The organism is Streptomyces sp. NPDC046349, from assembly GCF_055587885.1.
In genome coordinates this window covers 268231-293735 of sequence record NZ_JBVJFK010000009.1, presented here as the reverse complement: position 1 = coordinate 293735, position 25505 = coordinate 268231, and the positions used below count along the sequence as shown (strand labels likewise).

At 74.1% G+C, this 25505-nt stretch carries 26 protein-coding genes; 12 read left to right on the top strand and 14 right to left on the bottom strand.

Going from position 1 to position 25505, the window contains the following annotated elements; all coding sequences use genetic code 11:
* Window positions 1-566: 566 nt before the first annotated feature.
* The 3 genes from ACZ6JS_RS22800 to ACZ6JS_RS22790 all read left to right on the top strand — a co-directional run bounded on the left by ACZ6JS_RS22800 (window position 567) and on the right by ACZ6JS_RS22790 (window position 3282).
* A complete protein-coding gene (locus ACZ6JS_RS22800; protein WP_469300369.1) occupies window positions 567-806 on the top strand; it encodes an MbtH family NRPS accessory protein in 240 nt (79 codons plus the stop codon).
* Between the two features lie 1295 nt (window positions 807-2101).
* Window positions 2102-2860, top strand: coding sequence for an IclR family transcriptional regulator (locus tag ACZ6JS_RS22795; protein WP_469300368.1), 759 nt, complete (start codon window positions 2102-2104; stop codon window positions 2858-2860).
* Window positions 2857-3282, top strand: a complete 426-nt coding sequence (locus ACZ6JS_RS22790) for a nucleoside-diphosphate kinase (protein WP_469300366.1) — start codon at window positions 2857-2859, stop codon at window positions 3280-3282. Before ACZ6JS_RS22795 ends, ACZ6JS_RS22790 begins: the two co-directional genes overlap by 4 nt.
* A 35-nt stretch (window positions 3283-3317) precedes the next feature.
* Here the strand turns inward: ACZ6JS_RS22790 and ACZ6JS_RS22785 are convergent, their stop codons facing one another.
* The 5 genes from ACZ6JS_RS22785 to ACZ6JS_RS22765 are packed head-to-tail and all read right to left on the bottom strand — an operon-like array spanning window position 3318 to window position 7468.
* Window positions 3318-3941: a 2OG-Fe(II) oxygenase gene (locus tag ACZ6JS_RS22785; RefSeq protein ID WP_469300364.1), complete on the bottom strand. Its 624-nt coding sequence runs from the start codon at window positions 3939-3941 to the stop codon at window positions 3318-3320.
* Window positions 3941-4432, bottom strand: coding sequence for a hypothetical protein (locus ACZ6JS_RS22780; RefSeq protein WP_469300362.1), 492 nt, complete (start codon window positions 4430-4432; stop codon window positions 3941-3943). Before ACZ6JS_RS22780 ends, ACZ6JS_RS22785 begins: the two co-directional genes overlap by 1 nt.
* Window positions 4429-5478 carry a GNAT family N-acetyltransferase gene (locus tag ACZ6JS_RS22775; RefSeq protein WP_469300360.1) on the bottom strand — a complete coding sequence of 350 codons (1050 nt, stop codon included), beginning with the start codon at window positions 5476-5478 and terminating at the stop codon, window positions 4429-4431. The genes ACZ6JS_RS22780 and ACZ6JS_RS22775 overlap by 4 nt, the downstream gene beginning before the upstream one ends.
* Window positions 5478-6260, bottom strand: coding sequence for a tyrosine-protein phosphatase (locus tag ACZ6JS_RS22770; RefSeq protein WP_469300359.1), 783 nt, complete (start codon window positions 6258-6260; stop codon window positions 5478-5480). The genes ACZ6JS_RS22775 and ACZ6JS_RS22770 overlap by 1 nt, the downstream gene beginning before the upstream one ends.
* Window positions 6257-7468 (bottom strand): hypothetical protein, encoded by a 1212-nt coding sequence (locus ACZ6JS_RS22765; protein ID WP_469300356.1) that lies wholly within the window; start codon window positions 7466-7468, stop codon window positions 6257-6259. Before ACZ6JS_RS22765 ends, ACZ6JS_RS22770 begins: the two co-directional genes overlap by 4 nt.
* Window positions 7469-7732: 264 nt before the next feature.
* Between ACZ6JS_RS22765 and ACZ6JS_RS22760 the strand changes: the two genes are divergently transcribed.
* The gene (locus ACZ6JS_RS22760; protein WP_469300355.1) at window positions 7733-8263 is read left to right on the top strand and encodes a GrpB family protein; all 531 of its coding nucleotides are present in this window, start codon (window positions 7733-7735) and stop codon (window positions 8261-8263) included.
* 17 nt (window positions 8264-8280) lie between these two features.
* On the opposite strand, the gene ACZ6JS_RS22755 is transcribed toward ACZ6JS_RS22760, so the two are convergent.
* Genes ACZ6JS_RS22755 through truD form a run of 9 tightly spaced genes read right to left on the bottom strand, consistent with a single transcriptional unit; the run spans window position 8281 to window position 17568 of the window.
* On the bottom strand, window positions 8281-8958 hold the full coding sequence (locus tag ACZ6JS_RS22755; protein ID WP_469300353.1) for a hypothetical protein: 678 nt from the start codon (window positions 8956-8958) through the stop codon (window positions 8281-8283).
* Window positions 8955-10130, bottom strand: a complete 1176-nt coding sequence (locus tag ACZ6JS_RS22750; protein ID WP_469300351.1) for a hypothetical protein — start codon at window positions 10128-10130, stop codon at window positions 8955-8957. The genes ACZ6JS_RS22755 and ACZ6JS_RS22750 overlap by 4 nt, the downstream gene beginning before the upstream one ends.
* Window positions 10127-11263: a hypothetical protein gene (locus ACZ6JS_RS22745; RefSeq protein ID WP_469300349.1), complete on the bottom strand. Its 1137-nt coding sequence runs from the start codon at window positions 11261-11263 to the stop codon at window positions 10127-10129. Before ACZ6JS_RS22745 ends, ACZ6JS_RS22750 begins: the two co-directional genes overlap by 4 nt.
* A gap of 1 nt (window position 11264) precedes the next feature.
* Window positions 11265-12170, bottom strand: a complete 906-nt coding sequence (locus tag ACZ6JS_RS22740) for a class I SAM-dependent methyltransferase (RefSeq protein WP_469300348.1) — start codon at window positions 12168-12170, stop codon at window positions 11265-11267.
* A complete protein-coding gene (locus ACZ6JS_RS22735) occupies window positions 12164-12829 on the bottom strand; it encodes a 2OG-Fe(II) oxygenase (RefSeq protein WP_469300345.1) in 666 nt (221 codons plus the stop codon). The genes ACZ6JS_RS22740 and ACZ6JS_RS22735 overlap by 7 nt, the downstream gene beginning before the upstream one ends.
* Complete coding sequence (locus ACZ6JS_RS22730) at window positions 12826-14247, bottom strand: hypothetical protein (protein ID WP_469300344.1); 1422 nt, start codon at window positions 14245-14247, stop codon at window positions 12826-12828. Before ACZ6JS_RS22730 ends, ACZ6JS_RS22735 begins: the two co-directional genes overlap by 4 nt.
* Before the next feature lie 36 nt (window positions 14248-14283).
* Window positions 14284-15030 carry a class I SAM-dependent methyltransferase gene (locus ACZ6JS_RS22725; protein ID WP_469300342.1) on the bottom strand — a complete coding sequence of 249 codons (747 nt, stop codon included), beginning with the start codon at window positions 15028-15030 and terminating at the stop codon, window positions 14284-14286.
* Between the two features lie 16 nt (window positions 15031-15046).
* Window positions 15047-16477: an aspartate aminotransferase family protein gene (locus ACZ6JS_RS22720; protein WP_469300340.1), complete on the bottom strand. Its 1431-nt coding sequence runs from the start codon at window positions 16475-16477 to the stop codon at window positions 15047-15049.
* Complete coding sequence (truD, locus tag ACZ6JS_RS22715; RefSeq protein ID WP_469300339.1) at window positions 16474-17568, bottom strand: tRNA pseudouridine(13) synthase TruD; 1095 nt, start codon at window positions 17566-17568, stop codon at window positions 16474-16476. The genes ACZ6JS_RS22720 and truD overlap by 4 nt, the downstream gene beginning before the upstream one ends.
* Before the next feature lie 523 nt (window positions 17569-18091).
* Here truD and ACZ6JS_RS22710 point away from each other — a divergent pair.
* From ACZ6JS_RS22710 to ACZ6JS_RS22675, 8 genes are all read left to right on the top strand, one after another.
* Complete coding sequence (locus ACZ6JS_RS22710) at window positions 18092-19132, top strand: hypothetical protein (protein WP_469300337.1); 1041 nt, start codon at window positions 18092-18094, stop codon at window positions 19130-19132.
* Entirely contained in the window at window positions 19129-19668 is a 540-nt protein-coding gene (locus tag ACZ6JS_RS22705) for a hypothetical protein (RefSeq protein ID WP_469300336.1), read from the top strand. Before ACZ6JS_RS22710 ends, ACZ6JS_RS22705 begins: the two co-directional genes overlap by 4 nt.
* The gene (locus ACZ6JS_RS22700) at window positions 19658-20641 is read left to right on the top strand and encodes an ABC transporter ATP-binding protein (protein ID WP_469300334.1); all 984 of its coding nucleotides are present in this window, start codon (window positions 19658-19660) and stop codon (window positions 20639-20641) included. The genes ACZ6JS_RS22705 and ACZ6JS_RS22700 overlap by 11 nt, the downstream gene beginning before the upstream one ends.
* Window positions 20638-21420 carry an ABC transporter permease gene (locus ACZ6JS_RS22695; protein ID WP_469300333.1) on the top strand — a complete coding sequence of 261 codons (783 nt, stop codon included), beginning with the start codon at window positions 20638-20640 and terminating at the stop codon, window positions 21418-21420. Before ACZ6JS_RS22700 ends, ACZ6JS_RS22695 begins: the two co-directional genes overlap by 4 nt.
* Before the next feature lie 110 nt (window positions 21421-21530).
* On the top strand, window positions 21531-22196 hold the full coding sequence (locus ACZ6JS_RS22690) for an HAD family hydrolase (protein ID WP_469300332.1): 666 nt from the start codon (window positions 21531-21533) through the stop codon (window positions 22194-22196).
* 139 nt (window positions 22197-22335) lie between these two features.
* Window positions 22336-23661, top strand: coding sequence for a B12-binding domain-containing radical SAM protein (locus ACZ6JS_RS22685; protein ID WP_469300330.1), 1326 nt, complete (start codon window positions 22336-22338; stop codon window positions 23659-23661).
* Complete coding sequence (locus tag ACZ6JS_RS22680; RefSeq protein ID WP_469300328.1) at window positions 23658-24812, top strand: aminotransferase class I/II-fold pyridoxal phosphate-dependent enzyme; 1155 nt, start codon at window positions 23658-23660, stop codon at window positions 24810-24812. The genes ACZ6JS_RS22685 and ACZ6JS_RS22680 overlap by 4 nt, the downstream gene beginning before the upstream one ends.
* Window positions 24809-25504 carry a P-loop NTPase family protein gene (locus ACZ6JS_RS22675; protein ID WP_469300326.1) on the top strand — a complete coding sequence of 232 codons (696 nt, stop codon included), beginning with the start codon at window positions 24809-24811 and terminating at the stop codon, window positions 25502-25504. The genes ACZ6JS_RS22680 and ACZ6JS_RS22675 overlap by 4 nt, the downstream gene beginning before the upstream one ends.
* Window position 25505 lies beyond the last annotated feature (1 nt).

Sequence of the window (25505 nt, the reverse complement as noted above, 5' to 3'; positions counted from 1 at the left end):
GCGTGTGCCAGTACTCAGCGGCGGGAACGGCTGCTGCCGCATGCACGGGAAGGCACGCCGCGTACAGCAGCCGTACGGGCAGGGAGAAGCCGTGAAGTGTGCACCACCGGTGCCGTCGTCCGCCGCATTTCACCGGCTGAGCGCACGGAATGCCGTGCGAGAAGCTCCGGCACTGGCCTTTGTGCGATAACCCCCGTTATCCCGTCGGCCGCCAGTCGAAATTCGATCGGACTGAAGGCTGTTTCGAACCTAGCAGCCCGTATCCGGGGGTCAGGGGTGGAAGTGTGGATCGAGCCACGGGTTACGCGCCGGTAGGGCCTGGCGGGTCCTTCGTGCGGTGAGTGATGGACGCGTCGTACGGGAAGGAATCGGGCATTTTATCGGAGAGGTGATCGCGATGTGTGAGAATCGCGCCGGAGGAAGGTGGCCGGAAAAGATCAGTGTGGACACCTGGGGCTGCGGCCTGATAGGAATCGAAAGCGCCGTGATGATTCCGTAATCCTCGACCTGTGGCCTGCTCCAGGCCCTGCGGTCTTCCAGGTGGAATCCCCGGTAATCTGGCTCACATGTATGACGGGGGATCAGAAGTGACCGATGTTTTCGAGTCCGAGAGTGCCCGATATCTTGTCGTGGTCGACGCCGAGGGGCGGTATTGCCTGGGGCCGGACTCCGCGGGTGTGCCGGCGGGCTGGGACGTCGTCCGCGCGCCTTCGGCCCGACAGGGCTGTCCTGACCGGAGCGCCGAGGCCCGGGTCGACAGGAGACCGGCGAGCCTGGTGCCGGCGCTGGACCTGCCCGACGCCTGAAAGCGACTGCTGTCGCGCAACGGCGGAAACGGGGGACCCAGTTGAGTCACGACGCAGCACATCACCTACCCGAACACGCGCCCCGGGGGCGGCAACGGCGCAGGGGAGCGGCACCGGGGCACCATGGCGAACTGCTCCGGGGTGTCTTCACCATGCCCGGCGTAAGGCTCTGCCGAGGCCGGACCCCGCTCCGTGCCGGCTCTTCACCTCGGAGGCGGTCGTCGAACCCGACGATCGCGCAACCGAACGGGCGGGAACTCCGGACGCGAAGGACAAGGCGCGCCGCGCGGCCCTCCTCGCCGCCTGCGACCTGCGAGTCTCCCTGCCCGCAGGGGTGCTCCGCGTGGAAAGCGGCATTGAGGTGAGCCCGGGATTCCGATCCTCGACCAGCGACGTCACGGCCTCGGCCTGCCGCCGGGCCTCGGTCCCGCGGACACGCTCACGCTGCCCCGGGTCCGCTGGATCTCCCGCCCAGCGGCCGCGTCGCCACTGAAAGCGCCCTTATCAACCAGTGATTCCTCCGGGTGCCGCGCTTCGGCGACATCCTTGCCGTTGCCCTGAGCGCGGGTACCGCCGGACTCCGGAGCGCACACAGCAGCATCGGCGGATTTCACCCCGCCGAGCAGGAAATCGGTGCGGTCGCTGTCGACGGGTGTTGGCACGACACGGCGGAAACGGAACCCACTCGCCCGCGCACGGGCAGCACCGACTGACCGAAATCCTCTCTCATCCCGCGCCGATCGGCGCGTCCCACCATCCTGGAGAAATCCATGGTCGAGCGTCATACAGGCCTGCCCGGAATTCCACCGACCGGCCTGTTACCCACTGCTTTCCAGATCGAGAAGCCGAGCCGAACGCGATGGGCCACGGCGACGAACGGAACCGGAATGCGGGCGGTGGCCGACTGCCGGCCCGGGCGCGAAGTGCCCGCCGGAAAATGGTTCAGCAGAGCCGCGGCGGTGCACCCCCCCCGCGCGCCCGGGCTGCGAATGCCTGGAAAGGCTGACGGAACAGGGGTCGCCGGCCGGCTTCGTCGCCGCGGTCGACCTCACCGGGAACGAAGAGGCGTACCGGGCGCAGACCTCCGGGCCGACCCGGTAGGCCAGCGGCCTGGTCGCGCAGAAGCGCAAGAACCCGGGGGAGGCCCGGCTCCGTTCGCTGGTCCTCAAGGCCCGGGGGGACCGCCTGACCCACCGCGAACTGATCACGCTCTGCCCGTCCCCGCCGCCCCGGACTCCCCGGCCGGCATCCGACCGAACGTCCGCCCTCACCCCACCGACCGGAAGGACCTTCACTTGACCGGCCAGACGCGCACCACGCGGTCCATGCTCTCCCGAGGGCTGGCCATCCTGAACTGTTTCCGTCCCGGGGAAACCGAGCTGGCCCTGTCCGAACTCGCGCGTCGAGCCGATCTGCCCAAGCCGACCGCCCACCGCCTGATCGCCGAGCTCGTCGACGAGGGCATGCTGGAGCGCGGGGACCGGGGGCTCCGCCTCGGGCTCGGCCTTTTCATGCTGGGTACGCGCGTGCCCCGGCAGCGCATGCTGAGCGAACTGGCCCACCCGCACCTGAAGAGGACGCACGACCTCACGCGGCAGAGCGTGTTCCTGTTCCTGCCGGACGGCCTCGACCCGGTCATGGCGGACGGGGTGCACAGCGGCCGGGGAACGGCCACGGCCGCCGCTTCCCCCGCGGAGTCCGAGGCGGCGGCGTGCGCGGTGGCGCAGCTCCTGCGGGCCCACCGCCCCCGGCTCGCGCCCCCCGGCACCGGCCGCGCCGAGCGGCGCGCACCTCGCCGGGCCGTCCGCGAACCGTCGGCGCAGGAGCTGGCCCGGATCACCGCACGGGGCTTCGCGATCGGCCGCTCCGGGTCTGCCACCGGCGCGATCGCCGTGCCGGTGCTGGACGCCTCCGGTCTCCTGATCGCGGCCCTGGCCGCGGCGGGTGCGGCGGAGCGCAGCCACCCGGTCCGTACCGCCGCACACCTGCGGGCCGCGGGGACGGGGCTCTCGCGAGCCCTGCAGACCGCCTCCGGTCTGGTCCCCGTGCCGTGAGGCGACGATCCGGCACGCCGCCGGCGCCCTGCGACACCGCCCGTGACACCCACGTGCTGGTCAAGCCCGACGGTTACGCCAGGGGGCTGGCCCCGGAGGTGGTCCGCAGACTGCGCCAAGCGGGCCTGACCGTCGAACCGGTGGGCCACCTCCGTCTCTCCCGGCCCCAGGCGGAGCTCTGGTATCCGGAGAAGCTGAACGAACCCGACGGCGCCCTCACCCTCGCCTACCTCTGCGAGGGGCCCATGCTGCTGCTGGCCGTCACCGGGGAGGACGTGCTGCACCGGACGCGCCGCGTGAAGAAGGAGGTGCGCCTGCGGTTCGGCACGGACGAGCGGCGCAACGTCGCGCACTGCCCCGAGACCCGCGGTGAACGGGACCACGAGCGGGCCGTGTTCGGGCCCCTCGTCCGACCCTGCTGAGGGAGGGGCGGCCGGGCCGGCCGCCCCTGGGCCGCTCACTCGCGGTGGAAGACCACCTGGGCCGACAGCCGTTCCGGTCCGTCCTCCCCGGCGCCGACCCGTTCCACCGCGTGCCAGCTGTCGTCCCCCCGGACCAGGAGGACCCCCGTGTTCGCCGAGGGCGAGACCCGCCGCACCACATCGCCACCGTCGGAGGAGCCCAGCAGCAACAGGTTTCCGCCCCGCCCGGCGGGCCACGCCCGGTTGAAGTACAGGACGTGCGTGACCAGCTTCTCCGGTTTGTCGACGTGCGGGTCCAGCCAGCAATTGGCCCCGTATCGCCAGACGTTCACCTCCACGGACGCGTCCTGGAGCGGCAGTCCCGTCAGCCCGGCGACGGCCGCCCGGTAGGCCGGACCGGTCACCTCGGCCACGAAGCGCCTCCAGGGGGCGGCGAGTTCGTCGACACCGCTGTGCGCCTCGTCCACGGGGTACAGCGGGCGGTGGTACATCGCGTACGACTTGTCCAGGCCCGTGCGCGTGACCATCCGGAACCCGTCCCGGGGGAACGTCTCGTGCAGCGCCTCCAGGTCGGCGGGTGCGAACGTGTCGAGGACGTGGTGCCAGCGGAACGGGGCCTCTTCGGTCGTCGTGCGGGCGAGGGAGACCATGGAGGTCATCACCGGGCCTCTCCCACGGGCAGCGAGCGCCGGCCGCGGGGCGACAGTTCGCCCTCCACGTCGAAGAGGAACTGCTGGAGCTCGGGCGAACCCACCGCGTAGCGGCAGTACTCCCGTCGTATCCGATCCAGCGCCTCCCGAGCCGTCTTCCCGCCGAGGACGACGTCCAGGCAGGACAAGACGGTCCCGGTCCGTCCGTGCCCGCCGAAGCAGGCCACCTCCACCGTGGCGCCGCCCTCCAGCGCGGCAGCGGCCTCCTCGACCCGCCGCACGAGCAGCGACCTCTCCACCGGGGCCTCCAGGGTCGGCCAGAAGACGAAGTGCGGGGTACGGGCGTCCGTCTCACCGCGCCAGCGTTCGTCGAGATAGAGGCCGAAGTCGGCCGGCTCGGCGTGCGGTGCGTGCAGCCGGCGTTCCTCGCTGTCCAGCGAGGTCCCCCACACCTCGTACGCTCCGACGGCGTAACGGGTCCTCCAGTGACGGTCCTTCATGGCTTCCTCACGTCTTCCGTCTCGTTCTGTGCCGGCGTTCCCCCGCCGGCGGCCGCCCCGGGGATCCAGTAGCCGGCCGTGTGGTACTCGTCCGGGCCGAAGGCCGTCTTGAAGCGGGTCACCGACGTGCCGGGGTAGGTGTCCCCCATGTGGAGCGCCCGGGCGCCGTGTGCGCACGCGTCCTCGACGACCAGGTGCAGCAGGTACGGGGCGGCGTACGCGGGTGCCGCCAGTGCCTTGTCCATGGCGCCCTGCCAGTAGACGACGTACGGGCCTTGGCGGAGCGTGATGACGGCCGCGGCGGCCTGTCCGTCACGGCGCGCCAGCCAGATGCGGCAGTCCTCGCCCAGCCGGTCGGCGACCGCGGCGAACTTCGCCACCGGGTTCTTCGCCCGCACCCGGCGGCGCAGCTCTCCCGCCGGCTCGTCCGACTGGCTGTCCCAGCGGTCGAGCGACAGCTCGAAGAGCCGGTCGAACTCCGGGAGCAGCCGACCCGCGCCGTCCTGCTCGATGGTCAGCCCGGCCCGTTCGGCACGCCGGACCGCGGAACGCAGCTTCCCGCGGAAGCGGCTGCCCCACACGTGCGCGAAGCCGCCCTCCAGGTCCAGGATCTGGGTCAGCCGGGGATTGCGCCGGGTGCCCGGCGGGACCAGCCCCTCCCACATCCGCGTCGACGCCGGATGCGGACGCAGGTAGACCCGCTCCGCGGGCAGCGCAGCCAGATCGCGCAGCACGGCCCGCGCCCGGCCGGCCGTGACCGCCCCGGGAGCCCCGAGCACCCCGCCCACACCCCACCCGGCCGGCCACGACGCGTACTGCGCACCGTCCCCGGCGGCGGACCGCACCAGCGGCACCAGCACCCTCGTGCCGTCGGGCCAGGTGTAGAGCCGCGTCGCGTCCTGCCAGCCCTGCGAGCACACCGCCGCCCGCCACCCCGGTGTCTGGCTCGGCAGGGCGTCGTACCCGGCCTCGGCGAGCACGTCGTGCCACAGCTCGTCCGGTACGCAGGCCCGTACGCGGACCTCCTCCGGTGCGGACGTCGCCATCACCGGCCCTCCGCCACGTCGTCGGCGCGGGCCGGGCGGCCCGGGGCGGCGTCGGCGGGCACGGGAGCCGACAGCAGTTCACGGACCCGCGCCATGTCCTCCGGTGCCACGCCCAGCGACTCCAGTGCCGTCCCGACGCCGCCGTACCGCTCTCGTACCTCGGCCAGCCAGCGCTCCATCGTCATCGGCGAGGTGCGCAGCCGGGAGAGGTAGTCCTCGCGGGTGTGGCCGCGCCGTTCCCACTTGTCGCGGAAGCGGTCGGCCTTGGCGGTCAGGTCGGCCATGCCGGCGGCGTAGTCGGCCGCGATCTCGGGCGGGGGCGCGCCCACCAGCGTCAGCAGCGCGGCCACCACCACGCCCGTACGGTCCTTCCCGAAATGGCAGCTCAGCAGGAACGGCCGGTCCGCCGCCCCGGCGAGGGTCCGGAACAGGTGCGGCCAGCTGCCCGGCACCGCATCCGTCAGGATGCCGTGCAGGTAGCGGGCGCGGTCGGCGACGCCGGGCCGCCGTGCGGCGATGCTGTCCCGGGGATATCCGGTGAGCGGCACACGCAGCCACCGCGCGCCGTGCGCGAGCAGCGCCTCCGGCGGCCCGTAGCGTTCCACTTCGGTCTCGGACCGCAGGTCCAGCACGGAGGCCAGGCCGTCCCGCGCCACGAGGACGCCGGCCTCGGCCGTCGTGATCGCCGTCAGGTCGCCGGAGCGGTGCAGCACGCCGGGCCGCAGGCCTGTCGCCACCGGCATGCGGTAGTTGATCCCGGGCGGGGCGGACACGGCGCTCACCGTCCGCCCCCCGGCAGGGCGAGCGAGGCGGTGACCTCGTCCCAGAACCGGGGGAAGGCCGTGTTGACGTCCGGACCGTAGCGCACCCGTACGCACGGCAGCGTGCCGAACTCCGCGAGGACGCCGGCGCGGACCGCGGGTTCGGGAGCCGGCCGGGGCAGCAGGCCCAGGTAGTCGGTGAAGTGCCGCAGGTCCGGCCCGGACAGCAGCGCCCCGTCGAGGGCCTGTGCCGGGTCGGTGACCGGTTCGATGTCCCAGCCCCTGCGGTCCCGGTCTGCGACCGGCAGGACGATGCCCGCCGGGCGGGTGCCGGTGGCGACCGCGGCTCCGGTCAGCGCGGTGAACTCGTCGAGATCCGCGAAGAGCCGCCTCCGGCCGTCGGGGGCGGTGCTCCAGGGGGCGTTGGCGGGTACCCGCCGGGTACCGGAACCGTGGCGGCGCAGGGGCGCCCGCTCGAACGCACCGCGGGCGGGGTGCGCGGCGAGCAGGGCCGTGGAGATGCCGACCCGCTTGGGCCAGCCCCCCAGCGTCGGAGGGGCGCCGGCGCGCGGGGCCCAGGCGACGAGGGTGTCGTCGGACACGAAGTCCGCGCCGCACAGTGTGACGGCGAGGAAGGCCAGCGACGACTTGCCCCGGTGCTTGGGCCCCAGCATCATCACCGAGGAGCCGCCCAGCGCCACGGCCGAGCCGTGCAGGAAGACCGCGCCCCGGCCGGTGAGTTGCGCGCCGATGAGCGTACCGAGCAGCCGCACGACCGCCCGTACCGCCGCCGGACCCGTGTCGGGGGCCTCGACCGACATCCGTCCCGTGGCGGGGGAGGCCGTCACGAGGAGCGGCGCGCTGTCGGCCTCGCCGTCGCGCAGCAGCACGGTCCGGTCGGGGGTGCGCTCCAGGACGGTGAAGCGGGGACCGTCCGGGTGGACCAGCAGCTGCGGCGCTGTGTCCGCGTCCCCCTGGCCGGGCGGGCCGGAGCCCGCGGCGCGGGCCGTGAGGGTGAGGCGGGGCGCGTCCGACGACACGGTGTCGTCCACGTCCCCCACCTCGAACAGGGGGTGCACCAGGGGGCTGACCGCCTCCCGGAGCCCGGGCAGGTCACTGTGCACGATCAGTTCGGCGGGAGGGAGGGCGAGACGGAACGTCCTGGCGGCGGGAGCCGGCGGACGTTGCGCGACGGTGCCGGGTCGGGGCGATGCGGCGGCGACGGCCATGGGCCTCCTTCGTCGGGGTGGCATGGGTGCACGGAGGCTCCGCGGGTCCTGACGGTGTGATGGTCGCCGACGCCCGGGGGCCGGAGAAGGCGGTGTTCCCCTACGCGGAACGGCGATCCGCGGGGCCCGCCGATTCGTTCCGCCGGGCGGAACACCGGGGCGGCGCCGGACCCGGGGCGACCGGCGGACGGTTCGGTGGGCCGCCGGGTACGGCGCGCCCCGGCCCCCGGCCCCGTGCGCCGCCGGACCCGTAGGGTGTGCCGTGTGATCGAGATCGTCGAGTACCGCGATGCCTGGCCGGCGCAGTTCTCGGAACTGGGCGCGCGCCTGCGCTCCGGACTCGGGGACGTCGCCCTGCGTATCGACCACATCGGCTCCACCGCCGTCCCGGGGCTGCGGGCGAAGCCGGTGATCGACGTGCAGGTGTCCGTCGCGGCCCTGCAGCCCGACCTTCACCGAGCGCCGTTGGAAGCCCTCGGCTTCGAGTTCCGCGCCGGGAACCCGGATCTGACCAAGCGGTACTTCCGCGAGACGTCCGGCCCCCGCACCCACGTCCACGTCCGACGCGCGGGCAGCTTCACAGAGCAACTCTGCCTGCTGCTGCGCGACTACCTCCGCGACAGTCCCGCGGACGCGGAGCTGTACGGGGCACGGAAGGCCGAGCTCGCCGAGCGCCACGGCGCGGACCGGCGCGCCTACACGGCGGCGAAGTCCTCGGTGGTGTGGGAGCTGACGCGCCGCGCCGACGCATGGGCGCAGGCGCGCGGCTGGGAGCCGGGGCCCGGCGACGCCTGACCGAGGAGCGGGCGGCGTCAACCCCCCGGGCCGCTCGAGCCGCCGTCACGGGACAGCGGTGTCGTGACCACGGTCAAGAACACCGCGAGGGCCCCGACGGCAGCGCCGGGTCCGGACGGGTCCGGCGGACCGGCCAGGGTCAGCACGCCCGCCGAGAGCACCAGGGCGTACAGCACGGGCAGTCGGGCCTGCACGCCCGCGGCGGCGGCTCGCCGGGCGGTGCGGGCGGTCGCCTCGGCCACGCGTGCGGAGAAGGCTGCGTGGCGCCGCACCAGGAGGGGGACGAGCGGGGCTCCGGCCGGACCGGTCCAGGCGTCCTCCGTCGCGGTACGGACGATGCGGCGCACCGCGCGGGCCGCGTCGGCGTCCGCACCGCCCAGCGCCGGCGGTGCGGGAGCCGGCAGCGTCCGGCACAGCGGCAGGAGTGCCAGCGGCAGCGCCGGGTGCAGGGCGAAGACCACCCCCAACCGGAGCGCCCGGTCCACCACATGGCGCACCGGCGCTGCTCCGGCACGGGGCGGCCGGGTGCGGGCGAGGCAGAACACGGCGGCGAGAACGAGCAGCGGCAGCCCTGCGGTGCCGCCGGTGTCCGCAGACTGCGTGAGGAAGCCCGCGGCGGCGCCCAGCAGAGCCGCCGCCGCGCCGAGCAGACCGGTGGCCGCGGCCCCGCGGAACCTGCCCGGGGCGCCCCTCACGAGGCGGACCCTCCGGACGGCGTGCCAGCGGGGGCGTACCGTACCGGTACCTCCCAGCCCGCCAGTACCGCCGCCAGGACCGGCCCGGGCCGTCCGGGCAGTGACACCTCGGTCGCGCCCAGCTCGAGCAGGGCGCCGACCCGGGCGGCGGTGATCCGCCCCCACGCCTCCTCGTCCAGGTCCACACCGCCCGAGAACTCGGCGGAGAGGACGGTGCGCCACCCGTTCGGCAGCGAACCCGCGAGCTCGTCGAGGCGGCACAGGCGCACGGTGCGGGGAAGCCGTTCGGGGACGGAGGCCCCCGGGCCCAGCGCGCCCAGGTGGACGTTCTCGGCGAGGTCGGCGAAGCCGAGCCTGCTGGGCCGTGCCGGGACCACGACGAGCCCGGTGGGCGCGTCCGGCCGCCGCCCGGTGCCGTTCGCCGCCGCGGCCCGTTCGGCCTCGCGCAGATGGCGGTGCGTCACCCGCCAGTGCCGTACGGCGGTCAGGTCCACCACCGAGATCGCGTACTGGAAGCGGGCCAGCAGGACGGCGGCCGCCCACAGGCCCGCGGCGGTGTCGGGGGAGTGCGCGGCGCCGAACGCCGGGAACGACGCGGCAGCCGCCGCCAGCACCCGGGCGAGCACGGCGACGGCGCGCGCCTCGCGGCGGCGGGCGTCCCAGCCGGCCCGTCCGGTGCCCCGCGCGCGCAGCCCGCGAGGCCGCAGCACCAGGCCGAGCGCGAGAGCCGCGCACAGGGCGGGCCCGGCGGCCAGAACGGGATCCACCGCGGCCAGCGCCGCGCACACGGCTGCGAGCAGCAGCACGGAGTCGGCGAGACCCGCGACGGCGGCCACGGCCGCGCCCGGTTTCGGCTCCCAGCGGATCGCGACGCCCGCCGCCGCGTACACGTGGTCCCGCAGCCGCGCCGGGGCCCGGTGGCCGGGCTCCGCGGCGAGTCCCTGCACGGCGGACAGCAGCCGGTCACGGGCCGCCCGGTCCAGGGCGCGGGCGGTCGGAGCCAGCGCCGCGGTGCGCAGGGCGGTCCCCGCCCGGTACAGCAGCCAGCAGCCGATCAGGCACCACAGCACCCCGCCCGGGGGGTCGGCGAGCAGCAGGACGCCCGACGCGCATGCCGCGCCACGCAGGGCGGTGCCGCCGCCAAGCCCCCACGCCCCCCGCAGGCCCCTCACGGGGCGGTGGGCAGGTGGCCGGAACGCGCCGCCCCGGGCGCGGCAGCCGGCACCCGGCTCAGCGCCTCCCCGGCACGATGGCGGACCGGATTCCACGCCAGGGCGGACCGGGTGACGAGCCGTACGAGGGCGTCGGCATCCCCTGCTCCGGTGGCAGGGCCGGCGACCGGCCAGGACAGGCAGCCGGCGTCGGAGGGCAGCAGGTGTGCCCGGACGGCCGCGGCGGCCGCGTCGGGCGTGAGCGGACGCGCTGCGGGCCCGTCCCCGCCGGCCGGCAGCAGCACGACCAGCCCGCCCAGCGGGGCGCAGTCGGCGGTGCGGACGTCCAGGAGGCGTTCCGACTCGGCGGGAGTGAACACCACCTTGGCCGGTGGCCGGGGCAGGTCGGCCACCCGGCGACGGCCGTCGCCGTGGCGCAGCAGGACGGCTTCGCGCACCCGTTCCGCCAGGCCGAGCCCTTCCAGCGTGCCCCAGCGGTAGCGGGGCAGCAGCCCGGCCCCGACGGCCCACCAGCCGCCCGGTCCCGGCACCAGCAGGGTGCGGTCGCCGCTGATGAAGCGGCCACCGTCCCGGGCGAGCGCCAGGGCCAGCGTGCTCTTGCCCGCGCCGGAGTCGCCGAGGAACACCGTGGCCCGCCCGTCCGGGCCGGTCGCGGCGGAGGCGTGCACCGTCAGGCCCCCGAGGTCCGCGAGTGCGGCGGCCACCAGGGACCGCAGCAGGATCTCCCCGGTCCGCGCGCGCTGCGGGGCGCCGGTGTCGTCGTCGTGCACGATCGTCCACCGCCCGTCGTGGTGGCCGACGCAGTGCCGGGGCAGGCCCGGCTCCTCCGCGTCCGCGGGGCGGTCTGCGCAGCGCACCCATGTCCCGTCGGGGGCGCGCCGGTAGCGCTCCTCACGGAGCCGTCCGACGGGCCCCGACGCCGCCGCCTCCTCCAGCAGGTCCAGCACGTCCCGGTCGCGCGTCGCGCGCACGTCGAGGCGGATGGGGGTGCCGGTGGGCCAGGGGGACGTCGCGGACGTCACGAGCTGGGCAGCGACCCGGGCCGTCTCCGCCGCGTCGTCGGCCGCGTACGACCAGGCCAACGGCCCCCACCGGGCGGTGGCCGTCAGGCGGCCGGGCGGTTCGGACGTCATGTCAGGCAGCTCCCGCCCTGCGCGCGGTGAGCAGCGACGGCAGCAGCCGTCCTGCGAGGAACTCCTCGCGGGCGGTGGCGAGGGTGCGGCGGATGAGGTCCACCGGCTCCTCCCCGTAGATGCCGGTCACGCTCCCGCGGAACAGCCTCACCACTTTCAGCCGGTCCGCCAGCAGGGCGACGGCCCAGTCCGTCAGGTCCTCGCGCACCACGTCGGTGAACCCGGCCTCGCGCAGCTGTGCCAGCCGGTCCGGCAGGGCGGTGACGAAGAAGACGTCCCGCGGATGGACCTCCCGGAATGCCTCGGACGGCTCCCGGCCCGGCGCGGCGAGGCTCACCTCCTCGGTGGCCACGAGCAGGCCGCCCGGGCGCAGCAGGCGGGCTGCTTCCTGCAAGACCGCCCCGGGGCGGGGGAAATGAGGCATCGAGCCCGTGACGACGACGACGTCGAGCGTGCCGTCGGGCAGCGGTACCCCGGTCGCATCGGCGCAGATCTCGGTGACGTCGGTGCGTCCCTGCGCGGCCGTGATGCGCCGGCTGACCGCACAGTGCTCGGGGACCAGGTCGATGCCGTACATCCGTCTCATGCCCCCGTCCCCGGAGGCGAGCGCGTCCGCCATGTACCGCAGCGCGCCGCCGAAGCCGCTGCCCAGTTCGCCCGCGGTCAGCGCGGCGCCCGGGAGCGCGCCGCGGATGTGCCGGGTGACGAGGTCGCAGCCCTGGGGGCCGAAATGGCCCATCTGGTCCAGGCCCAGCAGCCCCTTGGGCCCGGTCTCTCCGGTGAACTCGACGATGGATGCCTCCGTCCGCTCCCAGTCGTGGAGGGCGGGGAAGAGCTCGCGGTGGTAGCGGTGCTGCACCCGGGTCTGCTCGGTGCCGCCGGTGCCGTCGGGCGGCGGAGTCACCATGTGGCCCGCTCCTCGGACACGAAGTGCACGAGCAGCACCCGCCGGTCCTGCTCCGCCGGCTCGGCGACGGGCATGACCGCGTGCCACGAGTCGGGCGAGGGGACGAGCAGGACGGAGTCGGTCAGCCCCGGCAGGACTTCGGCGGCGACGTCGTCGGCGCTGGGGGAGCGAAGGATGCGCAGGGCCCCGCTCCACTCGGGGCGCCAGCCCTCGTTGAAGTACCAGGTCTGCGTCACGATCTTGTCGGCACGGTCGGTGTGCGGGTCGATCCACGATCCGGCGCCGTACCGCACGGCGCGCACCTCCAGCGCACATCCGCACAGGTCCCGGCCGGTGGCCTCGGCGACCGCCGTCCGGTAGCCGTCGTCCAGCAGCGCAGCGACCAGGCTCCGCCACAGCGGCGTCAGCCGGCCGACGTGCTCGGGCACCGCCACGCCGTCCTGGACGAGGGTCAGGTTCCACGTGCGGTAGCCCTTGCCCGCCGCAGTGCCCGCGGGCCGCTCGGTGAGGACGAAGCCCTCGTCGGGGAACTCCGCGGCGAGACGGCGCCGCGTCGCCTCCCGGGGCACGGAATCCGTCACCAGACCCCAGGCGAAGGGGTCGCGGGCCATGGCCGTGCGGGCGATGGCACCGGGGTCGAGCACTGCGGTGGTCGTCACTGGGTCTCTCCCGTCTCTCCCGGAACCTCGACGTGCGCTCCCAGCGCGGTGAGCTTCGCGGGCAGGTCCTCGTAGCCGCGGGCCAGGTGGCCGACGCCGTACAGCCGGTGCGGGACGCCGGTGCCCAGCGCGGCGAGGAGCAGGGTCGCCGCCGCCCTCAGGTCGCCAGCCACCAGCGGTCCGGGGGAGGGCTTCAGCGGTCCGGGGGATATACGCAGTTCGTTCCCGACCCGGTCGAGCACCGCACCCATGCCGCGCAGGCCCTCGGTGTAGCCGAAGCGGTTCTCCCATACGCCGTCCGTCAGCCGCGACGGCCCCTGCGCCCCCAGCAGCATCAGCGCGAACAGCGGACCCGCGTCGCTGTACACGTGGTGGGAGGCGGCCAGGACGTCGGTGCCCCGCAGGCGCTCCGGCGGTCCGACCCGCAGCCGCGGGCCCTCCCAGTCCAGCGGCACGCCCATCGCGGTGAGGCGTTCGAGCTCCGGGGCGAGACCGGAGCGGACCACATCGGGCCGTTCCAGCAGCAGGTCGAGGTCCCGGCCCAGGTGCACCGCCCACGCGATGAACGTGACGACCTCCATCAGGTCGGACGGGAGCACCACGTCGGCGCCTCCCAGCGGCCCTCCCAGGCCCTCCACCGTGATCCGCGCCGCGGACACCTCGATCCGCGCGCCCGCCTCGCCCAGCATCCGCGCCAGTTCCAGCGCGTCCGGCTTCGGGTACGGGTTGTCCAGCACCGTCGTACCCCGTGCGGTGACCGCGCAGAGCAGCGCCGTCTTGGTCGCACCGGAGTAGTGCGGACCCGTGGGCGTGCCCGTGAGGGGCTCGGGTTCGGCGAAGTCCGCGAGGTCGATCCGGGTGCCCTGCAGCCCGCCCCGCGGCGCGGTGGCGGCGAAGCCCTCGTCGCTCACCTCGCACGTGGCACCGAACCGCTCCAGGACCGCGGCGATGTGGGACAACGGTCGGGAGCCCTGCGTCCCGCCCCCGATCGCGCAGCCGCCGTGTCGGCCCGAAGCCGCCTCTCCGCGCGCCGCGAGCAGGGCGGGCAGCAGGTACACGCCGCCGTGTACGCCCGCGCTCCACCGGGCCGGGATGCGGGTCCCCGTCACACCGGACGCGTCGACGGTGACGCGGGGGCCGTCGTCGTCCACCTCGGCGCCGAGTTCCCGGAGCATCGCGGACAGCAGCCTGCGGTCCTCGATCCGGGGGGCGTTGGCGATGCGCCACGGACGGTCGGCGAGACATGCCGCGGCCATGGCCGGTACGAGCAGGTGCTTGAAACCGCCCGCCGCGAGTGTCGGGCGGGGGACGGCCGGCCCCCCGAAGACGGTCCAGTACGCCTCCGAGGCGGAGGGAGTGCGGGGGCCGTCGGGGCGTCCGGCGTCCACGACGGCGACGGCGGATGGGGTGTTCAGCACGCGGCTGCTCCTTGGGGTGTGGTCAGCCGGGCGGCGTCACCCGGCGGTGTCTGCAGTCCCGTCCACGGGGAGGTCGCCCGGATGGCCGAGCACGAGGACGAGGAACCACGGCTTGTGCGACAACTTGTCGAACCTCTTGCCGAACTCCTCCCGGCGTGCCGGGTCCGCCCGCGGCTCGTACAGCTCACGCAGGACGAAACCGGCACGGTGCGTGTCGGCGACCATGCGTCCCAGCGGTCGTCGGAAGAACCGCACGACCGGGGTGGGCGGCCCGAAACTGGGCCACTCGTCCTGCAGCTCCTCCACACGGAAGTAGTCGCCGCTCGGGGACATCTCGAAGTCGTTCAGCGGGTGGTGCGTGGAGAGCACCACGGTGCCCCCAGGCGCCAGCACCCGGCGGAACTCGGACAGAACCGGAACCCAATCCTTCAGATAGTGCAGGGTGAGTGAGGACACCACCACGTCGACGGACGCGTCGGGCAGGAAGTCCAGCGGCTCGCGCAGGTCGTGCACCCGAACGTCGGCCCGCCCGGCCAGCCGCCCACGCGCCAGCTCCACCAGGGTGGGGCTCGCGTCCAGCGCCACGACACGCGCCGCACCCTGGTCCGCCAGCCACTGCGTCAGCCGTCCGCCGGCGCATCCGGCCTCCAGCACGCGCAGCCCGGCCAGCGGCGGGCACTTGCTCTGCACCGCGGGGCGGTCCAGCAGCGCGTTGTAGATGTTGTCCGCGCTGCCCCGGTCGTACTGGACGGCGAATTCCTCGTAGCTCCTGTCGCGAGCCATGGTGTTCCACTCCTCATCACGCACGGGAACGGCCGGGCACCGGCGCCCCGCCCCCCGCGTGCCGTGCCGAGGCTGCCCCCTCGCCGCCGGTCCCCGGACCGGCGGCCGGGCCCGCGGGGGCGCCGTCCCGCGCCAACCTACCCCGGCCTCCCGGGCCGACGGCCGAAGCGTTTCGCGCGGTGGAACGGAATTCGTCGGGCACCGCCGCGCAGGTCGCGTCCAGCAGGTCCAGGGCCTCCTCGACCTCCGCGTCGGAGGCCACGAGCGGCGGGAGGAGGCGGATCACCTCGGGCTGCCCGAGGCACGGGGACACCACGAGCCCGCGGCGGCTCAGCTCCAGCAGGACGTCCCCGGCCGCGCCGACCGGGCCGAACTCCACACCCCACAACAGCCCCTGGCCGCGCACCTGCGTGACGAGTCCGGCATGGCGTTCGGCGATCCGGCGCAGCCCGTCCGCCATCAGGCCCGCCAGCCGCCCGCCCCGGGGGGCCAGGTCCTCCACCGCGCGCAGCGCCGCGCTGCCCGCGGCGGCCGCCAGGGGATGGCCCGAGAAGGTCGTGGTGTGCACGAACGGGTCGGCGGACAGCGGCGCGTACAGCTCCTCGGTCGCCACCACCGCGGACAGCGGCTGTATGCCGCCGCCGAGGGCCTTGCCGAACAGCACGGCGTCGGGCCGCAGCCCGGCGGTGACGCTGAGCGCCCTCTCCCCGCACCGGCGCAGACCCGTCTGGATCTCGTCGGCGATCAGGAACGCCCCGTGCTCCCGGGCGGCGGGGGCCAAGGCGGCCAGGAACGCGGGCGGCAGTGTCCTGACCCCGCCCTCGCCCTGCACCGGTTCCACGATCACCGCGGCGACGTCCCCGTCCGCGAACGCCCCGGGCACCGCCTCCGGGTCGGCGGGGATGTGGGTCACCCCGCCGAGCAGCGGCTCCAGGGACTGCCGGTACCGCTGGTTCCAGGTGGTGGCGAGCGCCCCCAGTGACTTGCCGTGGTAGGCCCCCTCGACGGCGACGACCCGGTTGCGTCCGGTCGCCAGCCGGGCCAGCTTGAGCGCGGCCTCCACGGCGTCGGACCCGTTCAGCCCCAGCCACACCCGGGTGAGCCGGCCAGGGTCGGCGTACTCGGCCAGCTGGGCGGCGAACCCGGCCGTCGTGCCGTTGGCCAGCACCCGGGTGGAGACGGGCATCGAGTCCAGTTCCCCGCGGACCGCCCGCAGGACGTCCGGATGCCCGCGGCCGAGCAGCGTGACCGCGTAACTGCCGAAGTCCAGGGCGGTCCGCCCGTCGGAGAGGGTGATCCGGGCCCCGTCACCGCGGGATTCGACCGCGCCCGCCCCGTTCATGCCGTACACCAGGGCCAGGCCCGGCGAGAGGTGCGCCCGCACCCGCCCCAGAACGGTGCGTGCGTCCCGGCCCGCCCCCTCGCCCCGCTCCCGTGCCGCCGTCACGCGCGCCAGCTCCCGGCCGGTACGGCAGCGGCGGCCGCTGCGGGCCGCGGCCGAGCGGTCGCGTGGGCGAACCACTGGTGGACGGCGGCCGTCGCGTAGCCGCCGGAGGGCAGGAAGAACGAGATCGTGCAGGCGAAGCGCCCCGGGTGCAGCGGATCGGCCTCGACCCCGTGCACCGAGATGTGCGTCTGCAGCACGGTCGGGCGCGCGGCGGTGCTGCGCACGCACGCCCCGTCCGTCCAGCGGTAGCGCACGTAGTCCAGTTCCGGACAGCGTGCCGCGAGGGCGAGGACCGCGCGGCGGGTGGTCGCGAAGGTGTAGGGCAGGCCCTCCCGTTCGACGTCGGCGACCTCCCCGTCCGCCACCTCGTGGAGCAGCGAGCGCACGCGCGCGTTCCACTCGTACGAGGCGTGTGCGCACCGGTAGAAGACGGGGACCCGGGGATCCAGCAGCGGCCAGAACTCGCCGGCGGGCCCCCGGTGGTCCAGCGCCGCCGCAGCCTCGGCCGCCCCGGAACGGCGCAGCAGCTCCAGTGCCGTCTCGTCGTCGCCGGCGAGCAGGGCACCGCCGATCAGATGCGTCTGCTTCGGGCCGCCCGGCACCCCGAAGCGCTGCGTGTCGTAGTAGTTCACGAAGTAGTGGGTGTGCCGCTGCGGCCCCTCGCGCAACGCCGTCGCCGCAGCCTCGTCCAGGTCACGTACGACCAGCCGGAAGCAGTTGCCGTCCAGCCCGCCGGTCCGCAGCGGGGAGGTGCCGGTGCCGTGCGGTGAGAGGTGCCAGACGCCGCCGTCCCCCTCCGCGGCGCGGCCGTGGGCGTTGGCGCGCTCGACGGCACCGGACGACAGCACGCCCTGCACGGAGACGAACTGCTCCGTGACGCCGTCCTCGTCCTTCAGCCCGGCCGCCGCCACGTCCTGGAGGTCCGCACCGAACTCCTCGGCGATGCGTCCCAGGGCCTGGTGGGTCGTCAGTCCACGCTTGCGCAACAGCAGATACGTGTGCGTCGACGTGTCGGGCGGCGCCGTCTCGAGTCCGAGGACCTCGGTGACCCGGAAGTCCTCCGGTACGACTTTGAGCAGGGGCAGGTGCATCGGATCTCTCCGGACTCTGGACGGCCGGCGCAGGGCCGGCCGGACGACAGGGCGGGACACGCCGGACCACCCCGGGATGAGCCGCTCCCCGCGCGCCGGCCACCGAACTGATCGGCGGTTGCGCCTCGTTCGCGCGGAGGAGCGGCTGCCGGTGACTGCCGCCCGCTGCCTTCGGCGTTCCCGTACCCGGGCGGGGCTTCCGACCGACCGGCGCACAGGCCGGAAGGGCGCCTCCACCGCGTACGACCGACACGACGACCACTGAAGTGGGATCACATGGATTCATGAGGAGACAGGTGATGACTCAATGGCGTCGAGCCGTGACGGCAGTACTTCCACAACCAGTTCTACCGGCCGGCACCAGCCCGGACCGGGGGTGTTCCGCGCACCGGAACACTTCCTGATCGTCCTTGCCGCGCCGGTGGAACGCTGCTTAGCGTGACGAGGCTGCCGGGCCCGTGGGAGTCCGCTCCCCAGCTCTCTCGCTCACCGTCACGCTGCCGCCGGGAGGCCCCAGACCGTCATGGAACACACCTCTGCACCGGCCGCCTTTCCGGAGCGGCACCTACTGGAGAAACGCTTCCAGCATTTCCTGGAAGCACGCGGCCTCGCCCTCGGCGACGTGATCGGCGAGACCGACCAGGGACTCGGACGGCCCGCCCTCGCGGTGGCCGCCGGGTCGGTACTGGCCGGCTTCGGGAACCACCGCAGCGACCTCGACCTGCTGGTGCTCGTCGAGAACGACCAGCTCACCAGGTTCCCCATCCAGTCGCACGAGCACGGCACCCTGATCGACGTCAACGTCCGCCAGGCCAGCGCCGTCAGGGACCGTACGGCCGAGCTCCGCGACAGCCGGTGGCCCCGTCCCGCCACCGTCACCCAGGAGGCGTGGAACCACCGCCGCCGCACCATCAAGACCGCGAGCAGGCTCGCCCTCGGCCTGCCGCTGATCGTCACCGAACCGTGGGAGAGCTGGCACGCAGCCCTGCGCGAGCCGTGGCTCGCCCGAGTGGTCGAACAGTGGTGGACCGTCGAGGCCCACCGGCTCGCCCGCGCGGCCCGGCTGCTCCTCGACGAACGGCCCATGGCCGCCGCGGTACGCGGACGCGAGGCGGTCGTGGCCGCCCTGAACGCCCGGGCGGCGGCCGCCGGGCAGATCTACTTCACCGAGAAGTGGATCGGCGAGAAGCTCAGGGCCACCGGGGACCAGGAGTCCCTCTCGCTCCTGCGGGAGGTCCTCGCGCCCCCGCTCGCACCCCGCGACCGGGTGGCGCGGTGCCTCGGGCTCGTAGCGGAACTGACCGCCCCCCGTGCCCCCTTGCACACGGTGCTGCGCTGGGCGACCGGGATCGGCACCGCCGTGCTGGAGGATCGCACGGTCGTCGACCGCTGGCAGCTGCGGGCCCTGGAGGTCCCGCGCACCGACCTGCCGGCTGCCGGCAGTGACGACGTCCTGTGGTCGGGGCCGCCCGACGCCGACCCGCCGGCGGACGTCGGGCGGCTGTTCACCCACGACATGCTGTGGCTCGGCGTAGCCGAACCGGAGGAGGTGCCCGGACGATGACCGCACCGCACACGCAGGCCCATGAGCCTCTGCCGGACCTGCGCCGGCTCATGGCGTTCCGGGCCCACGGGGCGGTACGCCTGCTGCTGAAGTGCCGTGCCGCGCTGGAGGACGTCGAGGGCGCGGTCTCGGCGGGGCAGCCCGAGGTAGCCGTCCTCATGGCCTACGACCTCGTGCAACTCTCCCTGTCCGTACGCGGCTTGCGCACCCACGGGGAACTCTCGTACACCGGTGAGCAGCCCGGCTTCGACCCCTTCGCCGGGGTGCCGGCGCACGACGTCGAGGACGGTCTGCGGCTCGCCGCCGCCGGCCTGGACGCCATCGCCGAGGGCCGTGGCGAGGAGTGGCTGGACCACCTGCGCGCCCATCTCGGTGCGACCGAGAAGCAACTGGGTTACGCGCACAAGCTGCCCGACGTCCGGGCCGGCAGCGGCCTGATGAAGGGCTTCAAGCTGGCCCGCACCTGGTCGCCGCACCTGGAGCGCCTCGGACTGCCGGACGTCATGCCGAGCAACTGGACCCGGCGTGCCGACTGAACCCGCCGCCGGGCACGACAACTCGGGCCCGGACCGCGCCGGGCCCGCCCTGACCCTGCGCGGCATCGGGAAACGGTACGGCCCGGTCACGGCTCTGAGCGAGGTCGACCTGGACATCGAGCCGGGCGAGATCGTGGGCCTGCTCGGGCACAACGGCGCCGGCAAGACGACCCTGATGTCCATCGTCGCGGGGCTGCTGCGCCCGGACGCCGGCCAGGTCCGGGTGCTCGGCAAGGACCCGGTACGGGAGCCGCACGAGGCCCGGCGCCGCCTGGGGCTCGCTCCCCAGGAACTCGGCATCTACCCTCCGCTGACGGTCCGCCAGAACCTGCTGTTCTTCGCGGAGCTCGCCGGACTGCGCGGCCGTGCAGCCGACCGCCGCATCGAGGAGGTCGCCGAGCCGCTGGACCTCGCCGGGCTGCTCGGACGGCGCGCCGGCCGGCTGTCCGGGGGCGAACAGCGGCGGGTGCACACCGCGATCGCCCTGGTGCACCGGCCGCCGCTGCTCCTGCTGGACGAGCCGACGGCCGGCGTGGACGTCCAGACCCGGGAGGAGCTGCTGAACATGGTCCGCGCCCTGGCCGCCGAGGGCGTCGCCGTCTGCTACTCCACCCACTACCTCCCCGAGGTGGAAACCCTCGAAGGCTCCGTCGCCGTGCTGAGCGGCGGCCGCATGGTCGCCCGCGGCACGCTGAAGGAGCTGGTCCGGCAGTACGGCGACAGCGGCGTGGAGCTCACCTTCTCCAGCACGCCCCCCGACCTGCGCCTGGACTGGCCCGTGATGCGGGACGGCAAGGTCCTGCGGATCACCGTGGAACAGCCCCACCTGGCCGTGCCGCGGGTGATGGAGGCCCTGGGCGAGGCCGCCGGGGAACTCGTCAACCTCCGGGTCGTCCACCCCAGCCTGGACAGCGTGTTCCTCCGGGTGACGGGGCGCCGGTACGACGCGGTCACCGAGGAGGCCACCGCATGAGCGACGGTTCGCTGGGACGGATCGCGTCCCTGATCCGGCACGACGTCCGCCTGCAACTGCTCGACCCGGCTCCCCTCGTCGTCCGCACCGTGATGCCGCTGCTGCTCATGGGTTTCATGCAGCCGCTGTTCCGTACCGCGCTGAGGGCGGAGCAGGTCGAAGGCGCCACGGGCGCCGAGCAGGCGGTGCCCGGCATGGCGGTCATGTTCACGTTCTTCCTGGTGAACCTGGTGGGCTTCGGGGTGTTCCGGGAGCACGGATGGCGGACGTGGGACCGGCTCCGGGCGGGTCTCGCCCGGCCCACCGAGGTCCTCGCGGGCCGCATCGTCGTCCCGCTGGGCTTCGCCATGCTGCAACTCGCCGTGGTGTTCGTGGTCGGCGGACTCCTGTACGACCTGCGGATCAGCGGTTCGTGGAGCGCGCTCGTCCTGATCGGCGCGACCCTGGCGCTGTGCGTGGTCATGTTCGGCATGGCGCTCGTGTCGGTGTGCCGGACGGTCTCCCAGATGGCCGTGTTCGCGAACCTCGCGGCGCTGCTCTTCGCCGGACTCGGCGGCGCCCTCACCCCGCTGTCCAGCCTGCCGGACTGGGCGCGCCCCCTCGCGCCGGGCGTGCCCAGCTACTGGGCGATGCGCGGATTCACGACCGTCGTCATCGACGGCGGCGGAGTGGGCGCGGTGCTGCTGCCGACGGCAGTGCTCCTCGGCTTCTCCGCCGTGTTCACCGCAGTGACGCTGGCGTTCTTCCGTTTCGAGCACCAGAAGGTCTCGTGGTCGTGACGGCCGGGACAACGGATCGGACGGATCGGACGGATCGAGTGGATCGGACGGATCGGACGGATCGAGTGGATCGGACGGATCGGGTGGATCGTACGGACACGGGGGGCGCCATGGCACGCGGCACGACCGCGGTGGTGTTCGACTGCTTCGGAACCATCGTCACCGAGCGGCGCCCCATGCCGGGACCCGACGAGTTCACGCGCGCACTCGCGGACGTACTCGCCCTCGCTCCGGGCCTCGCCGACGCGGTCGTCCAGGAGGTGTTCACCACCTTGTACGCAGCCCTCGTCGACAAGGCGGCGCTCCAGCCCCCCACCCGCGACCTCCTGGCGACGGCCCTGCGCACACGGGGCGAGGTCCGCCCGGAACAGGACCTCGACCGGGCACTGTGGCGGGCCCTGGGCTGCGAGGACGACGACCGCTACGAGCTGTGTGAGCCGGCCGCCGACGCCATGCGCCGCACGGCCGCCGCCGGCCACACCGTACGCCTGCTGTCCAACTGCTACCTCCCCGGCAACCTGATGCGCCGCCTCCTGACGGGCCTCAAGGTCCCCGAGGTGTACGACCGCGGGCTGTTCACCGCCGACGGAGGGCCCAAGAAGCCGGACCCGCGTGCCTTCGAGTCGGTCACGGCCGGCTCCTTCACACGCAGGATCATGGTCGGTGACTCCGCCGACAACGACATCGCACCGGCCCGCCGACTGGGCTGGGACGCCGTTCCCGTGGACCCCGGCCGACCCGACTTCGCGGAGCTCTACGCGCTGCTGCGCCTGTGACACCCCGAAATCCGTTCCGTCCAGAGAAACACCCGCTGATCGACCGCCCGCCCGCGGCTAGCTTTGAGACCACGCCGGCGCATCGCACCGAACGGCCCGTCCGGCTGTCCACCACGGCGCCATGCCGAAGGAGTCACCTGTGAGAGTCCTGGTCATCTGGCCTCCCCACGTCCCCAGTTACTTCAACGCCGGTCACCACACACCCCTCTACATGACGGCGGGCCACCTGCGCCGGCTGCCCTCGGTGGACCGGGTCGACGTACGTGACGCAGGCGTGCTGAACACCCACTGGAAGGCCGTGGGCGACCTCCTCTACCAGGGCCGGTACGACGTCATCGCCATGATGAACGACTTCGACGCCGTCGACGGCTTCGAGCGGTTCACGACCTACGCCCGCGAACTCTCCCCGGACAGCCGCCTGATCACCTTCGGCCGGCTCAGCAGCATGAACCCCGGCTTCTTCCAGCGGTACGGGCTGGACGCCATCGTGCAGTCCGGCGACTACGAGACGGGCGTCGCCCACTACGTCCGGTCGCTCACCGCCGGCACGCCCCACGCCCCCCTGCCCGGCGTCGCCGTACGGGACGGCGAACAGTGGCACCCGCCGACCGGCGACGGGGACAGCCTGGCCCCTGAGGAATGGACGCTGCCCGACGTCCGCGAGATCCCTTACGAGCACTACGACCGGCTCTACGCACGGGACGAGGACAAGTTCTGCGGCATCCCGTTCCGCCGGGAACTGGTGGTCCCGGCCGCCCGCGGCTGCCCCATCGGCTGCGAGTTCTGCGAAGTGCACGAGATCTTCGGACTGCGCGAGCGGCGGCTCTCCGTCGACGCCACCGTCGCGTACATAGAAGCGGCGCACCGGGCGATGCCGTTCGAGTACGTCTCCTTCTACGCCCCCACCTTCACGCTCGACAAGCGGTGGGTTCGCGAGCTGTGCGAACGGTTCCTGCACGGCCCCGTCTCGCCCCGCTGGAAGTGCGCCACGACCGTCCACCACCTCGACGCCGACCTGGTGGAGCTGATGGGCCGAGCGGGCTGCGTGCGCGTCTCCGTGGGCCTGGAGACCCTCGAACCCGACGGGCACGGCTCCCTCCCCCGGGCCAAGCGCATCCAGGAGGAGCGCTTCCGGGAACTCGCGGAGCAGTGCAACCGGGCGGGCATCGAACTCAACGCGTTCGTCATCATCGGCCTCCCCGGCACCGGACCGGAAGGGGCGGTCCGCACCCGCGAACTGGTCGAGCAGGTCGGCGCGCGCTTCCGCCCCACGATGTACACGCGCCTGCACGACATGAAGCCCTCGATGACCCCGTTGGAGATCAGCAGGTACAACCGCCACCTGATCGCCGACCCGCACCACGCGCCGGACGACGGCCTCTACGACTTCCTCTTCGGCCGCGAGACCCGGGTGACGGCCGTGCACGAGCGGATACCCGTGGCCGCCTCCCGGAGCGGCGCATGACCGCGCCGCCGGCCGCGCGGCACACGGACACGCCCGCGGGCACGTCCGCGGAGCCGGACCCGCACCGGGTGCCGTTCCCCACCCGGCCCGACGTGTGGCACCTGCCCTGGGAACCCCGCCGGCAGCGGTCCGGCGTGCTGAACCTGAAGAGCTGCGAGCTGCGCCACCCCGCGGCCGCCGAACTCGTCGCCGCGGCAGCCGACCGGCTGACCACCGCCGACCTGATGCACTACCCGTACCAGCAGGCCGTGCTGACCGCCCTCGCCGAGTACCACGGCCACGCACAGTCCGGCATCCTGCTCACCGCCGGCTCCGACTCCGCCGTCGGCCTCGTCGTGGACGCACTGGCCGGCGGCGGCGCGGGCCTGATCCTGCACGAGCCGGCGTTCGAGAGCTGGCGGTACTACGCCTCCCTCCGGGCCGTACCCGTCCAGGGCTGCGCCGCACCGGAGGCCGGGGCCTCCCGCCTCGACCTGTCCGCGCTGCACAGCACGATGGCCGAACGTCCCCCGTCGGTGGTGGTGGTCACCAACCCGGCGAGCCCCTCGGGCCTCGCAGTGTCACCGGAGGCGATCCGGGAGACCGCCGACCGGGCAGGGCGCGCCGGCCACCTGCTCGTCGTCGACGAGTGCTACGGCGCCTTCACCGGCATCACCCACGTCCCGCTCGTCGCCCGGTCGCCGCACCTGCTGGTGGTGCGCTCGTACTCCAAGACCTTCGGACTCGCCGGCGCGCGCGTCGCATCGGTCTTCGCCTCGCCCGCCCTGGTGGCCTACCTGTCCCGGTACCGGCCCGACAGCACCGTCTCGGCCACCGCGCTGGCACTGCTGCAGGCCGCCCTCGCGGACCGGGACCGGTTCGCCGAAGTGTGGCGCGACGTACGGGCCGTCCGCTCGGCCTTCGTCCGGGAGGTCCTCGCCGGACACCCGGGGTGGAGCGCCCTGGAGCCGGGCGGCAACTTCGTGACGTTCCGGACGGGCGACCGCGCCGAGCCTGCGCGGATGACGCGCCACCTGGACAGCCACGACGTGCGGATCCGCCCCCTGGACGACGTCCCGGGACTGGCGGGATGCCTACGGGTCTCCCTCGCCGACGGGCCGACGATGCAGAAGGTGGCCGCACTGATGAACGAACCGGCGGCGGTGCGATGACCCGCACGAGCCCGCGCAGGATCGTGGTCCTGGGCAGCCCCGGCAGCGGCAAGTCGACCTTCAGCCATGCCCTCGCCGCCGGCACCGGTCTTCCCCTGGTCCACCTCGACGACGTGTACTGGCGTCAGGGCTGGCGCAGACCGGCGGCGCCGGAGTGGGAGAGCACGGTGGAACGGCTCACCGGCGGGCCGTGCTGGATCATCGACGGAAACTTCGCCGACACCGTACGGCAGCGCGTCGAGCGGGCCGACACCGTGATCCTGCTCGACCGGCATCCGTGGCTGTGCGCGGCCGCCCTGGTGCGCCGGTCCCTGCGGCTGCGCCGCGACACGCTGCTGGGACGGCGGCCGCGGGACTTCGTACCTGCCGGCCTCGGGGTGGACGACCCTCCGGTACGCAGCCTCACGGCCCTCGTCCGCAAGGCCGCCGGGTTCCGAGGCCGGGAACTGGACCGGATGCGTCCCGTGCTGAGGGCCGCCTCCGCCCCGGTGCTGCGCTGCCGCAGCCGCCGGGCAGCGGCACGGGTGCTGCGGGACCTTTCGGCGCCCGCCGCGCACCCGCTGCCGGCCGCGGCCGGCGTGCCGGTGTGCACCTGTGCGCAGCGGCGGCGGAGCGGCCCACCAACCGGTCCCTCCCGGCCGCCGGCGCCCACGTCGGGACCGGCCCGACCTGTCCAGGAGAGGAGCACCTGAG